This is a genomic window from Deltaproteobacteria bacterium (genome assembly GCA_016235345.1).
Taxonomy (GTDB): domain Bacteria; phylum Desulfobacterota; class Desulfobacteria; order Desulfobacterales; family Desulfatibacillaceae; genus JACRLG01.
In genome coordinates, this window is sequence record JACRLG010000028.1 from 338513 (window position 1) to 352169 (window position 13657).

Annotated in this window: 9 protein-coding genes; 3 read left to right on the top strand and 6 right to left on the bottom strand. The window is 60.0% G+C overall.

From position 1 onward, the window contains the following. Positions 1 to 43 precede the first annotated feature (43 nt). The 3 genes from HZB23_15175 to HZB23_15185 all read right to left on the bottom strand — a co-directional run bounded on the left by HZB23_15175 (position 44) and on the right by HZB23_15185 (position 6935). Positions 44 to 4318: a hypothetical protein gene (locus HZB23_15175; protein MBI5846000.1), complete on the bottom strand. Its 4275-nt coding sequence runs from the start codon at positions 4316 to 4318 to the stop codon at positions 44 to 46. 245 nt (positions 4319 to 4563) lie between these two features. Further along, positions 4564 to 5571, bottom strand: a complete 1008-nt coding sequence (locus HZB23_15180) for a GNAT family N-acetyltransferase (GenBank protein MBI5846001.1) — start codon at positions 5569 to 5571, stop codon at positions 4564 to 4566. Then, positions 5568 to 6935: a radical SAM protein gene (locus HZB23_15185; protein ID MBI5846002.1), complete on the bottom strand. Its 1368-nt coding sequence runs from the start codon at positions 6933 to 6935 to the stop codon at positions 5568 to 5570. The genes HZB23_15180 and HZB23_15185 overlap by 4 nt, the downstream gene beginning before the upstream one ends. A 196-nt stretch (positions 6936 to 7131) precedes the next feature. Here HZB23_15185 and HZB23_15190 point away from each other — a divergent pair, with 196 nt between their 5' ends. Further along, on the top strand, positions 7132 to 7578 hold the full coding sequence (locus HZB23_15190) for a hypothetical protein (protein MBI5846003.1): 447 nt from the start codon (positions 7132 to 7134) through the stop codon (positions 7576 to 7578). Positions 7579 to 7671: 93 nt separating this feature from the next. Here HZB23_15190 and HZB23_15195 read toward each other — a convergent pair whose 3' ends face one another. Together HZB23_15195 and HZB23_15200 are read right to left on the bottom strand one after the other, a co-directional pair. Further along, a complete protein-coding gene (locus HZB23_15195; protein MBI5846004.1) occupies positions 7672 to 8562 on the bottom strand; it encodes a DegV family protein in 891 nt (296 codons plus the stop codon). Positions 8563 to 8571: 9 nt separating this feature from the next. Next, the gene (locus tag HZB23_15200) at positions 8572 to 8916 is read right to left on the bottom strand and encodes a P-II family nitrogen regulator (GenBank protein MBI5846005.1); all 345 of its coding nucleotides are present in this window, start codon (positions 8914 to 8916) and stop codon (positions 8572 to 8574) included. Between the two features lie 373 nt (positions 8917 to 9289). On the opposite strand from HZB23_15200, the gene HZB23_15205 reads away from it, so the two are divergent. Beyond that, positions 9290 to 10846, top strand: coding sequence for an acyl-CoA carboxylase subunit beta (locus tag HZB23_15205; GenBank protein MBI5846006.1), 1557 nt, complete (start codon positions 9290 to 9292; stop codon positions 10844 to 10846). Positions 10847 to 10854: 8 nt separating this feature from the next. After that, entirely contained in the window at positions 10855 to 12867 is a 2013-nt protein-coding gene (locus tag HZB23_15210; protein MBI5846007.1) for an acetyl-CoA carboxylase biotin carboxylase subunit, read from the top strand. 47 nt (positions 12868 to 12914) lie between these two features. Here the strand turns inward: HZB23_15210 and HZB23_15215 are convergent, their stop codons facing one another. Continuing rightward, positions 12915 to 13508, bottom strand: coding sequence for a hypothetical protein (locus HZB23_15215; protein ID MBI5846008.1), 594 nt, complete (start codon positions 13506 to 13508; stop codon positions 12915 to 12917). Between the last annotated feature and the right edge of the window lie 149 nt (positions 13509 to 13657).

Sequence of the window (13657 nt, forward strand, 5' to 3'; positions counted from 1 at the left end):
TTTCGGAAACAGCCTATAGTCCGGGCGACACACGGACAGGCGCTTATTCTGCTCCCATCCTGACTTCCGGCCCTTTCCCGTCCCCCCTGACCCGCTGGATTCTCTCCAGCATGTCGGAGAAGCTGATCTTGTTTTCCAGGTTCCTGTTTATCACGTTTATGCCGCGTATCAAAGGTCTTTTGACGAGATATTCCACACCGCCCTCCCGCACCAGGCCCCTCACCGAGAAGGTGTCGTTCCGCAAGGTGCAGGAAAAACCCATGGCCTCGTAGGGGAAGGCCTCGAACACCTTTGTCATGAGGCTGACCCCCATGCCGGTGAGGCCGGAGCCGGACGACACCACCGCGATGGAGTTCACGGCCTCCAGGGTCACCTTCTGGGGCACCCCCTTTTTGCGCACCGACCGCACCGCAAGGTCGAAGGCAACCGGCTGGCCCTGGGCTATGGCCACTTTTGACGCGGTAATGTCCACGTTGCCTAAAATGAGGCCCGCGCCGAGAGCGGTGGTGAAGGGCTTCAAGTCAACTCCGGTTATGTTTACGTCCGCCCCTATGGTGCGGCCCATGCCGAGCGGGTCGGCCACCGAAAGGCCGCTCACCGCGAGCTTTCCGCCGAAGAAGGTGCCGGAAAGACCGCCGCCGATGGCGACCTTCTTGCCGGTGGCGACTATGGGGGCGAGGGTTCCGCCGATTTTTCCCGAAAGGGCCATGCCGGAGGGCAGCTTGGACATGTCAAGCTCGCTCAAAACCGCCGACAGCCGGGCCGAAAAGCCGGACGAAAGGGGCTCCATCACCCTTATGCCCGAAAGGACGATGTCAGAGCCGAAAACCGGCACCCTTATGTCCTCCTTCACCCAGAACCGGTTTTTCATGAGGGCCACGGAAAGATCGTAAGGCCCGGCGTTCACCGGCCCCGCCGTGAGCTTTTTGACGGTCAGCCTGCCCCAGTCGGGCATGGCCTCCGGCTGCTTCGGCCCTTCCGCCCCGAAGCGGTAGGAAAGGGGAAGATCGAGGACAAGCCCGGAAATATTCGCCCCCTTTTCCTGGGAAAGGCCCATGTCCCGCACCGAAAGGCTGCCCGAAACGTCGGTTATCCCGCTTTTGCGGGTGACGGAAAGGGCCATCGCAAGGCCGCCGGAAATCGCCGTTCCGGCCATGTCGGGCCTTGCGGCGGCAAGGGTGTCTTTTATGAAGGCGGTCCAGATGCCGGTCAGGTCCGCCCGGTCAAGGTTCACCCTGCCGGAAAAATCAAGGTCTTTTCCGGCTTTTGAAAGATCGCCCGTAACTTTAAGAAGCCCCAGGTTGCCCACGCCGCCCTTGAAATCAAGGCCCTTTATGCCCTTTGCGCCAACGGGCCGCCCGTACGCCTTGGCGCTTACGGGGAGCTTGGCGAAATCCATGTAAAGGGTCTTATAGAGAAACTCCCCCTTTTTCGCGGCCAGGGAAAGGGTGACCGGCGGGTTTTCGCCAAGGGATGTTTTGGCGTCAAGGGCGACCGTTATGGACTGGCCCATGACGGATCCGTCCGGAGAGGAGAGGGAGAGGTCGGAAAGGGCCGAATCGAGCCTTATAACTCCGTTTTTGGCGATGTCGCCCGAAATTCCCACGGCTCCGGTCAACGCCCAGTCCCTGACGGGAAAATCGGTGAAGGCCGGGGCCAGGGCTGCGAGTTTTTCAAGGGTAAGGCCCTTTGCGGAAAATTTTCCCGATGGTTTTCCGTCAAGGATTTCCAGATGTCCGGAAATTTCCCCGAGGCTGCCGGATTCAAGATGGAGATTCCGGGCTGTCAGGTTTTTGCCGGAAATTGCGAGGTCTCCGCCCGCGCTGGCCCTGCCTATGTCCACTTCCTTGCCTTTAAGCCAGAGGCCCCCCTTGGGGAGGACCAGGGAAAAGCCCCTTAGTGACGTAGAAAGAAGGGTTCCCGAAACCGGGATGGAGAGCGCGAGCCCCCTTGCCTTAACCTGCCCCCTGTCCACATCGGCGGTGGCCGTTACAAGGCCGGAAACCAGGGCCTTGGCGGAGGCCGGGCCCTTTATGTCCATCCTGGCCCGTCCCCTGGCCGACAGGCCGGGGAGCGCGGCGGAAAAATCCGTGGCGGAAAGGGCGAGGGCGAGCCTTTCGCGGCCCGCCGCGCCGGAAAAGGCCAGGGACGCAGCAGCCTTAAGGGCTTGATTGGCGGGTTTCGCGGGCTCCGCCCGGTCAAGGGCGGCGGAAAGGTTCCCGGAGACCGCCCAGGGGCCTTTGAAGGGGCCGGAAGCCAAGGCCCTGCCTGAAATTTTTCCCGAAAAATCTTTCATGACTCCCGTCAGCTCCGAAAGGACGATTCCGGCGGAAAAATTCCGCCCCGTAACTGTCCCTATGACGGATGCGCGGGCCTTTCCGTCTACATTGGGGAAATTTTTTCCGGTTCCGGCCCCTGGTCCCGGTTTCACCGAGGCGTCAATGGCGGCCTTCACGCTGTAAGGGCCAGCCGCAGGCCCTGAAGCCGCAAGGGTTCCGGCCCCGGTGAGAAAAAGCCCCCTGTGGGCGGCTGAAAGACCGGAGAGGTCGGCGCTCAAGTCGAATTTTTGGGCCGTGGTGCGGACTTTCACGCTTGCCCTGGCCGAAACCGGGGGGAGGTCGTCCGGCCCTCCCCGGCCCTTGGCCGGTGCAAGCGAAAGGGCGAGGTCGCCGTTGACGGAAAGGGGCTTTTTGCCGGATCGCGCCGCAGTCAGCCTTCCCGAAAGGCTTGCCGAAAGTCCGCGAAAAACGGCGTCTGCGGCATCGATGTCGGCCCCGGCCTCCAGTATTCCGCCCCCGGCCCTGCCGTCGGCGGAAAATCTCATCATGCCGGACGCGCCCGCCGGTCCGCTTGAAGTGCGCACGGCCAGAGCCCGGACAGCCCCGCCGGATTTCCATTCAAAGGGGCCTCCATACGGCCCTTTGGCCGAGGCGGACAGGCCGACGGTCTCCATGGCGCTCCCCTTGTGGAGAATCCGCGCAGATGCGGGCGAGACGCTTATCTCAAATCCTTCGCGCCCGGCCTTTCCGGCAAGGGTGAGGGAAGCGGCCCCGGAAACCGGGGCGGGCTTCGGGGCCTTGGGGTCCGGGGCAAAGGCGGCCTTCAGGTTTCCCTTAAACGAGAAGGGGCCTTTCAGGGGGCCAACCGCCGCGACCCTTGCGGAAAGGCCGGAAACGTCGAAACCCGTCATCCTGCCCGAAACCCGCATGGGATCGAGCGAAACCGCAGCCTTTCCCTTTTCCAGAGTGGCCGTGACCGAAAAGGAGCCCCTGGGCTCGAAGGGCCGGGCGGAAGCCGGGATCAGGGGGCCGAGGCCCGCAACAAGGTGCGCAAGGTCCGATACCGTGATCTTTGCTTTTGCCGAAAGGTCGGAGGTTTTCGAGCCTTTCGCCTCGCCTTCCAGGCTTGCAAGGCTCCCCAGCGCGAGGCTTTTTACCGCCACCGACGGAGCGCTTCTGAAAGGATAGACCCCCTTTGCGGCAAGCCTTATGGGTAGCCCCTTCCAGCCCGCCTTCTCCGAGACGCTGATGTCCGCCGACGGAACCTTTGCCGCAAGGGATGAAACCGTCAATCCGTCCCTGTCCAGGGAAAAATCCGCCAGGGCCGTCACCTTTCCCGAAAATCGCGGGTGGGAGACGGCCATTTCGGGGGCTTCCATCTTCCCGGAGAGCAAGGGCGTCCTGTTGAGAGTACCGGAAATTCTGACCGGGCCGGACGCTTTTTCCGTGGGGCTGGCTCCCTGCCAGGAGCAGAGGGCGCTTGCCGAAAGGGTGCGGGTGTCGTTCGCGCCTGGGGCGATTGTTGCGGAAAGCTCCTTCACGGCGGCCCTTCCCTTGCCGACTGGAAGGCTTATGTCGCAGTCACTGATTCTTGCTTCCGAAATATCGAAGATTTTTTGAAGCCCTGAAATATCGGGGGGCGCGGGGCGCTTTTCCTCTTTTTTGGGCGACGGCCTTATTTCGGCCCTAAGCCCGCGCACTTCCACCAGCCTTATGAGGGGCTCGCCCCGCCTTTTGGCTGAAAAATCCGGGTAAACCGCGCCGTGGTCGAGTTTGGCGGTGATGGTGGGGAGGATTATTTCGAGGTTTTCCACCCGCGCCAGCATGGGCCAGATGGATAGCTCGACGTCGCCCGCAGTGGCGGTTCCGCCCGCCGCCGCCACGGCCTTTTGGGCCAGGGGCCACAGGATTTGGGGGCGGTAAAGGATGATCCCAATGGCTATGGCCAGAAAAACACCGGCAATTCCTGCGGCGAAAACGCCCCACAGGGCGGCGCGCCTCACGATCCGCCTGGTTTTTCCGGGCTTGTCCGGCTCCATGGAAAATCTTTCCCGCTCATTCAGGATAGTGGCTCTATATTATTTTCAGCTTAGTCGCTGTACATTTATAGAAAAGCCGAAGCGGTCAAGGCTCGTCGCCCCGGCGAAAGCCGGGGTCCAGAAAAAGACTGCAAAGAGCAAAAACTGGATTCCGGCCTACGCCGGAATGACGGAGTGCGGGGCTTTTCCGGTTCCGATTAGCCTGTATTAAAAAGCTGAGAATAGTTCATAGCCACATTCAGGATTCAGACGATGTCCGTGTCCCCGAAGCTTACCCGCCAGCCGTCCGCGCTTGTGAGGGATTCAGGCTCATCCGGGGAGAATCTTCCGGCAAGCTCGAAGGTCTTGGGCGAGATTTTTTTCGGGGCCGGAAAAAAGCCCAGGCGTCTGGCCCTTCGGTAGTCAGCGGGCGCGAAAAGGGCCGTTATGGCCGTGGCGTGAGCCTTGGCCGCCATTTTGCGCAAAAGCCCAAGAAGGCCGGGGGTGAGAATGTTCAAGGGGAAGGCGTCCACAATGGCCAGAATGGGTATTCCCTTTATCCTTATGGGCCTCAAGACCAGAAACCCCCTGGTTTCGCCCTGTTCCGCAATCGAAAAGGCACTGTAGCCGAAATCGGGAAAGGACGGGTAGCGCCAGGAAAGGTAGCGGCTGTCCCGAACCAGGGCCACGCCCTTTTCCGGGCGGTGCCTGGCCCAGAGATCGTCGAAACAGGGGCCGAAGGAGCTTTGGGGGAAAAGGGCCAGGTCCCTGCCGTTCTCGCGGAACCCGGCTCCGGGCGGGAAAAGGGCTCCTGCGGGATTCGCGGGGGTCACCCAGGGAGGAAGCGAGGCTATGTGCTTCCACCCAAGGTTTTTCACGAAGCCCGGCATGGAGGCCCGGTTGGGGAAGCCGAAGACCCCCCTGATCCCGGCCTGTTCCTCCATGTCCCGGTAAACCGCCCCGGCCAGGAGCGAAAAAAGGCCCCGGCGCTGGAAGGCCGGGTGGGTCATGGTGTCGCAGGAAAAGGCAAGGGTGCGCTCCGTCCCGTCCACGGAGACGCGCATTGGGATCACGGCGTACTGGGCCACGACGCGCCCCCGGCACTCGGCAAGCCTTATGAAGGGCGCTCCGGCCGGGTTGTCCTTGAACTGCCAGCGCCAGGTGGACATCAGAAGACGCACCGGGTCGAGGTTTCCGAAGGCCGCCCTGCGAAGGGCCAGGATTCCGTGTTCATCGCCTTCGTGGTATGGCCGGTTGCACCAGGAATTCGTCATGGCGCGCTCCTCAGAGCTTTTTTATGGTCGGAAAGCCAGGTTAACGCGTAACTGGGCCGCAGGTAAAAGCGCCTGTAGGCCCGGTGGAGCATTTTTTTAAGGGGCGCAAGCTCGTGGCTTGTATGATTATACGACGGATAAAGGCCCGGTGGGAAGTCCTCGGGGCCGACCCCCAGTTTTTCCGCAAGTTCGGTTCCGGGAAAGGGCACTATGAGGTGAAAGCTGGCGTAGGTGGGGTTCATGGCGATGGCCAGATCAATGGTCTCCTCCATCTGGGCCAGGGTTTCCCCCGGAAAGCCGAAGTTCATGAAAACCGCCGTGCGGATTCCGTTTTTCCGGCACAGGGCCACGGCGGAAAGGGCCTTTTGGACGGTGATGCCCTTTCTGGTGGCGGCCAGAATCTCCGGGTTTCCGGCCTCGACGCCAAAATGAATAAGGCTGCAACCGGCCTTTTTCATGAGAGCCGCAAGCTCGTCGTCGATGTCGTTCACCCTGGTCTGGCAGCACCAGTTGATTTTAAGGCCCCGCTCCAGGATTCCCCGGCAGATTTCCTCGGTGCGCTCCCGGTTGAGGCAGAACTCCAGGTCCATGAAATAAAAATTCTTCACGCGGTGCATTTTTGCGCAAAATTCGATCTCGTCCAGGAACCGTGCGGCACTTTTCACCCGCACCTTGCGCCCGTACATGCCCAGATAGCAGAAGGTGCACCGCCCGGGGCAGCCCCGCGATGATTCCAGTATGGTGAAGGGTTTCCCCATGACGGGAAAATAATGGTAGCGTTCCATGGGAAGAAGATGAAAGGCGGGCGTGGCCAGCCCGTCCAGGTCGGCCATGTAGGGACGGACGGGAGGCCTGTGGAATTTTCCGTTTTCGAGAAAGGCGGTCCCGGCGATTTCCCGGAGCCTGTCAAATCCTTCGGAAAGAGCGTCTTTCCTGCATATTTCCACTATGGTTTCTTCGGGCTCGCCCAGGATCGCCGCTCTCGCCCCGGTTTCGCGCAGGAGGGTTTCGGGCCGCTCGGTGACGTGGCCGCCCAGGATGAAGAGCTTTTCCGGCGGAATGACACGGGCGGTTTCAAGGAAAAAATCTATGGATATGCTGGGGCACTGCCAGCGGTCGTAGGGGGTGGAGGTCAAAAAAACCAGACCCGCGCCTTCGGCCCTTTTCCGTATCTCATCGAGGGGCAGTCCTTCGGCGTTGTTGTCCAGCACCCGGACCGGAAAGCCCTCCCGGAGAAGCATTCCCGCAGCCGTGGCAAGGCAGAGCGGCGGCCACACCCTTCGGAACTGGCGCTGCTTCTGGCGCGCCATGCCAGTCCAATGGGGGTTTATCAGGAGTATTGACGGCTTTTCCGAAGGATTCATGGGATTTTCCCGCAAGCCTGGATAATGGCGAAACCCTTGCATGGGCCGCACTTGACAGAGCCCTTATGATTAATTACTGTCAACGGGTGTTTTCGTAAAGGAAATTCATTAAGGACGCCCTTTACGAGTTTTATTGGCCGCCGTTAATAAGAGCGCCGGACAGCAATCAACACCCAAAGACCCAAGGAGAAGCGCCATGAAAACAGCGGCGGACGTAGCAATCATGCTTTCCGACATTTACGAGACCGCGTTCGGCGGCAAGGAGCGGGGCCGGTTCCGCATTTCACGCAACAATCTCAAAATCCTCGCCGACCGCAAGGTGATAAAGCAGTCCTTCGTGGACGAGCTGAAAGAGGAAGCCTGGGAGTACGAGCTCGTTGTGGTGGATCTTGAGGACGGCTTCGTGGTCATAGACGTCAATCTTCTGGATTCCTACCGTTTCGCGCCCAAGAACGTCGTGAAGGAAATCGTCGAGGAGTTCGACGAGGAATACGGCGACGAGGAGGAGTACGAGGAAGACGAAGACGATGAAGATGACGACTACGATGACGACGATGACGAGGAAGATGACGACGAAGAGGGCGATGACGAGGAAGACGAGGATGAAGACGAAGGGGACGACGACGAACCCGCCAAGCAGTGATTTTTCCTGACAAGCCGGTCAGTTATGGCCTTAAAAGCCCGGACGCCGTTTTTGCCCGCATGGGGCGGTCACGGCCTCCGGGCTTCCTGTTTTTCAGGCTTCCTGATCCGCCGGTATGCTTTCAGTGAAGGGGTCGAGAGCCTTTTGCCTGACATAGGCCAGGGCGAAGAATTCCGGGCAGAAGCCAAGGTAAAGCGATGGCCGGGCCAGGGCCGCGTACCATGTTCCGCAGTTGAAGCACTCCGCAAGCATCCCGGAAAGAGGCCCGTAGAGCCGCTCGCTGTCCGTTCCCTCCACCCCCATGATTACGGGTTCGTCCCCCACCGCCGATTGCACGTGCTTCACCAGGTCCAGCACCATCCGGCCCTTTTTTGCCTGGATATCCTTGAAAGGCCCCAAGACCCCGTTTTTGTCGAAGGCGAAAAACGCGGCCTTGGACGTAAGGGCCCCAAGGCCGCGCGGGCGGTAAGCCTCGGCCAGGAGTTTCGTGCTCTTCACCCCCATTACGTAGCCCACCTCCTTCTTTAGCGTAACGGCAAGGGCGATGAGGCGGTAAAGGGGAAGGCCGGTTTTGGCGGCGCGGGCCAGGGCGGTCACCGTGAGAGTCAGGCCCATGCCCCAGGTTCCCGAATCCAGGATCACGGCCTTTGCCCCGTGGGAGGCCCGGAAATCCCCGTGAACCGCAAGGGCCGTCCCGTGGATGGGGGAAAGGGCCGGGCTCGAGTGGATGAAAAGTATCTTCCGGTTTTCCTTCACAAGGCGCATGTATACAAGGGCGTAATCGTGGTAGGCCGGGCTTTCCCAGGTCATGGAGTGGTAGAGTTCCCGGCGCTTGTAGAAGTTTTCCATGGTCGCGTCCGCCCCTTCCAAGAAGCGCCGGGCGTTTAAGGTCAGGGTGAATGGAATCACCTCTATGCCCAGTGTTTCCGCCACTTCGGTTGGAATGTTGGCCCCGCTGTCGGTGACGATTTTCACGGTTTCCATGAGCGATTCCTAATCCGGCGCGCGGGTGATTGTTTCGCCCGTGGTGATGTCCACCAGCCGATTCACGTGTGTCACCGAGATTTCCCCGTCCCTGCCCGTCCCGGTCATGGCGGCCCCAAGAAGGGTCTCCACCGCGTCCTCCACATCTTCGTCAGCAACGAAAAAGCGCACCAGGAGCATCCTCACCGAATCGTGGCTCACCCCAGCGCCCCTGTAGGTGGCCGAGGCGTCCCCACGGTTTTCCTTGTAGTCGGTGGCTTCAAGTATGGTGAGGGCGCGGATGCCTGATTTTCCCAGGTGGTCCTTTACATCCTCCAGTTTCTGCGGCCTGATTACGGCCTCTATCTTGATCATGGTCTTTCTCCTTTTCCGGGTCGGTCCCGGCTCATTAAAAAGCAAGTAGCGTGCCGCATCGTGTCATAAAACTCATCATACCGGATTTATTGATTTTTTATGGCTGATTCGGACGCGGGTGGTCGTAAGTCATCCAACAAAAATGTAGCAAATAAATTTAAAATACCAAATTTGTAATTTTATCCGAAGAAAGTTTTTTCGGAAGCGCGGGCCTCCCGCCCGCCACCCACGTTTCCAACGTCCTTCACGTAAAACTTACATATGCGCTTGCCCCGCAGAAGGCCGATTTCCTGTTGCGTCATTTTTTTTCCGATAGTATGAAATAAAACTTTATGGCGAGACCACGGAAACCCTCAGGCGGCAGGCGCAGGTTATGGGCGAGAAATTGAACGACAATATGGCGACCCTGGAGGAAATGCGCAGGGACGCCCACGTTGGAGGCGGGGCGGCCCTTGTGGAAGCCCAGCACGGGAAGGGGAAGCTTTCGGCCAGGGAGCGGATAAGGCTTTTGCTGGACGAGGGCTCCTTCGAGGAAATCGACATGCTCAAAAAGGGGCGCGGCGAAAGCGCCCTTGGGAAGGACAAGTCCTATCCGGGCGACGGCGTGGTGACGGGCCACGGCACCGTTGACGGCCGCGAGGTCTTCATCTTCAGCCAGGACTTCACCGTAATAGGCGGCTCCCTTGGCGAGGCCCATTCCCAGAAGATAGCCAAGGTCATGGACCTTGCGGTCCGGGTGGGTGCCCCCATAATCGGCATGAACGATTCGGGCGGGGCGCGCATCCAGGAGGGCGTGGACGCCCTTGCGGCCTACGGCGAAATCTTCCACAGGAACGTGGAGGCAAGCGGCGTGGTGCCCCAGATAAGCTGCATAATGGGGCCCTGCGCGGGCGGAGCGGTCTACAGCCCATCCATGACGGACTTCACCTTCATGGTGGAAAACACATCCTACATGTTCGTCACCGGCCCCAACGTGGTGAAAACCATCATCCACAAGGACATAACGAGCGAGGAGCTTGGCGGCGCGACGGTCCACGGGCAGGAATCGGGCGTGGCCCATTTCGTTGTGGGAAACGACATCCTCTGCTTGAGGGGCGTGAGAAGGCTCATCAACTACCTTCCCTCCAACAACCGCCAGAAGGCCCCCATCCTGGACCTCCAGGATCCGCCCGACCGCTACGACCCGGCCCTGGATTACCTCGTCCCGGCCAACCCGAACCAGACCTACGACATGAACGTCCTTATTACCAGCATTCTGGACGCCGCCGAGTTTCTGGAGGTCCACGCGGGTTTCGCCCGGAACATCATCTGCGGCTTCGGAAGGCTTGGCGGCCAGACCATTGGCCTTGTGGCCAACCAGCCTGCGGTTCTTGCCGGGGTTCTGGACAGCGACGCATCTTGTAAGGCGGCCCGTTTCGTGCGCTTCTGCGACGCCTTCAACATACCGCTCATCTGCCTCGTGGACGTTCCGGGCTTCATGCCGGGGCCGGAGCAGGAGCACGGCGGCATAATCCGCCACGGGGCCAAGCTCCTCTACGCCTTTATCGAGGCCACGGTGCCCCGCATAACGGTCATCGTGCGCAAGGCTTACGGCGGGGCCTACATCGTGATGAACTCCAAGCACATCCACGGCGACATCAACTACGCCTGGCCCTCCGCCGAGATAGCGGTCATGGGTTCAAGGGGCGCGGCGGAGGTCATCCACCGGAAGGAAATCGAAAAAAGCGTTCAGCCGGACGAGGTTCTGGCCTTCCGCATGGAGGAATACCGCAAGACCTTCATGAACCCCTTCCTGGCCGCGCGCCGGGGCTACATTGACGACGTGATCTTTCCCCGTGACACGCGCCACAGGCTCATCCGCTCCCTTCAGTTCCTGGAGGGGAAGAAGGTGGACAGGGCTTCCCGCAAGCACGGCAACATACCCCTGTGAGGTGAGCGGTGTTTTCCAAGATACTGATCGCAAATCGCGGCGAAATAGCCGTTCGCATCATCAAGACCTGCCGGAGGCTGGGCATAGGCGCGGTTGCAGTCTATTCCGAGGCCGACAGCCGGAGCCTCCACGTGGAGGAGGCCGACGAGACGGTCTTCATCGGGAAGGCCCAGGCCTCCCAGTCCTACCTCGACATGGAAAAGATCATAAACGCCGCCATCCTCACCCATTGCGAGGCGGTGCATCCGGGTTACGGCTTTTTATCGGAAAACCCGGCCTTCTGCCGCAAGGTGGTGGAGGCGGGGCTGACCTTCATAGGCCCCTCTGCGGAAGCAATAGCGGTCATGGGCGACAAGATCGCCGCCAAGAGGCTGGCCGTGGCCGCCGGGATGCCCGTGATAAGGGGTTGCGACGAGGCCCTGTGCGACCTTGACAAGGCCCTTTCCGAGGCGGAGGCCATCGGCTACCCGGTCATCATAAAGCCTGCTGCGGGCGGCGGCGGCAAGGGCATGAGGGTGGTTTTCGCGCCGGACGAAATGGCCTCCTGCCTGTCCTCATCCCAGGCCGAAGCCCGTAAGGCCTTCGGCGACGACCGTGTCTTTCTGGAGCATTTCGTCACAAGGCCCCGGCACATAGAGGTCCAGGTCCTGGCCGACTGCATGGGAAACACCGTCTACATGCCGGAAAGGGAATGCTCGGTCCAGCGCAGGCACCAGAAGATCATAGAGGAATCCCCCTCCTTCGCCGTGGACTCCACCCTGCGGGCGCAGATGGGCGAATGCGCGGTGGCCCTGGCCAAAGAGGCCCGCTACGAAAACGCCGGGACGGTGGAGTATATCCTCGATTCTTCGGGCAAATTCTTTTTTCTGGAAATGAACACCAGGCTTCAGGTGGAGCATCCCGTAACCGAGATGGTGACCGGCCTTGATCTCGTTGAGCAGCAGATAAGGATAGCGGCGGGCCAGCGCCTCACCCTGAAACAGCAGGACATCCCCTGCCGGGGCTGGTCCATCGAGGCCCGCATATGCTCGGAAGACCCGGAAAGGCACTTCATGCCCTCAAGCGGCATGATAACCCGCTACGCGGAGCCATGGGGCAGGGACGTCCGGGTGGATACCGGGGTCAGGGCCGGAAGCCGGGTGGGGGTTTTCTACGATTCCATGCTGGCCAAGGTCATCTGTAGAGGCAATACGCGCAAGGACGCCCTGAAAAACCTCACCAACGCCTTAAACGGCTACCACATAGAAGGCTTCGCCACCAACGCGGCCTATGTCAACGCCATCATAAACCACCCTGTCTTTATGAAGGGCGATCTCACCACGAGCTTCATCTCCGAATGTATGGAAGACCCTTCCTGCCGCCCCGCCGTGGAGCAGGAAATTCTGAACTACATGGCCCTGGCCTCGGTGATCACCTTCCACAACAGGCAGGCCATGGTGCGCATGTCCCTAAAGCCCATGCAGACCCACGTGGGCGCGGTGCACAAGACGGAAAAGCAGGTTCTCTACATGGTGCGCGACTCGGAGGGCGCGTCATACACCGTGAAGCTCTCGCCGGAAACCGTGGCCCTCAGAACCTGGACCGTGGGCGTGAACGACCGCCAGTACAAGGTGGTGACCCCTGAGTTCGAGTTTTTCCGGAGGAGGCTCCGGCTCACCATAGACACCGAGGTGAGGCGTTTCCTTATCCGGGCCGTGGACAACTTCTACTGGATATCCTATTCGGGAGTCTCCCGCGATTTCGAGATTTACAGCCCCCGCGAGTGGGAGCTTCTGCACTACATGCCGGAGCCTTCCGCCGAAAAGGACGCGAACGTCCTTTCAAGCCCCATGCCGGGGCTCATCGTGGACGTATTGGTGAAGCCCGGCGACCGGGTGTTCCGGGGCCAGGACCTCGTTGTGATGGAATCCATGAAAATGGAGTCCGGCGTGCCCTCCCCCCGCGACGCAGAGGTTGAATCCGTCATGGTGAAGCCCGGCCAGGCGGTGGAGACCGGCGACGTATTGGTGAGGTTCGCGTAAAATTTGCTTCCGGGCCGGGAAGGGGGAGGCCATGAGGTATCCCCCTGTCAGGGAGCCTGAGCGCCTTCCCCCTTTCCCCCAAGCCCCTTCAGGAAATTCAGGGTTTTTACTATGCAGCCGTAATACCGCCACTGCCTTGCGGGCCAATCGTCATGAGCCTGGCCCTTCAATATTCCTTCAAGTTCCCCTAAACGGGCCATGACACCCTCTTTCGAGACCCTTGGCGGAGGCGGGTCCATGATCCACCACATTCCTTTGACTCGCCTCAAGGTGAGGGTGACAATATCCCTTTCCAGGAAATCTTTTTCAAGCGTCCGGCACCTGGACTCGTCCGTTACGGAAGGCCCAAGCCTTGCAAGCCTTTTGTAGACCACGGTTGCGGTCCCCTTGCTCCCGCTTATGCTTATGTCGGCAATGCGGTATGACTCCACAATGGTTACGGGATCGGATTCCCATGAATAATTGAAACCGATGTCATACGGATCGTTAGCAATCTCCCTCTTTGCGGCCTTGGGTGTGTATTTTACGATATTTATCCTGTAAGAGCCCACGCCCGTAAACTGCATCTCGCAAAAATCCGTCACAAGTTCATTGGGATCGGCCCTGCCCTTGTCCCCAACCCAGGAATCGCCATTGATCACGGTTGCCGGTTCCGGCCCGGCAGGGCTTTTGTCCTCTGGATGGAGCGGTACGACGGGATAGGCAAAAAATATGATGAATGCAAAAACGACACACACCTGTAATGCCATATGCCCAAGATTGTTTTTCATGAGGCCTCCCTGCCGGCAAT

Excerpts from the sequence above, each read along its gene's own strand:
- HZB23_15190 (MBI5846003.1), top strand. The coding sequence starts at position 7,132 with ATGAAAACAGCGGCGGACGTAGCAATCATGCTTTCCGACATTTACGAG.
- HZB23_15175 (MBI5846000.1), bottom strand. The coding sequence starts at position 4,318 with ATGGAGCCGGACAAGCCCGGAAAAACCAGGCGGATCGTGAGGCGCGCC.
- HZB23_15180 (MBI5846001.1), bottom strand. The coding sequence starts at position 5,571 with ATGACGAATTCCTGGTGCAACCGGCCATACCACGAAGGCGATGAACAC.
- HZB23_15185 (MBI5846002.1), bottom strand. The coding sequence starts at position 6,935 with ATGAATCCTTCGGAAAAGCCGTCAATACTCCTGATAAACCCCCATTGG.
- HZB23_15195 (MBI5846004.1), bottom strand. The coding sequence starts at position 8,562 with ATGGAAACCGTGAAAATCGTCACCGACAGCGGGGCCAACATTCCAACC.
- HZB23_15200 (MBI5846005.1), bottom strand. The coding sequence starts at position 8,916 with ATGATCAAGATAGAGGCCGTAATCAGGCCGCAGAAACTGGAGGATGTA.
- HZB23_15205 (MBI5846006.1), top strand. The coding sequence starts at position 9,290 with ATGGGCGAGAAATTGAACGACAATATGGCGACCCTGGAGGAAATGCGC.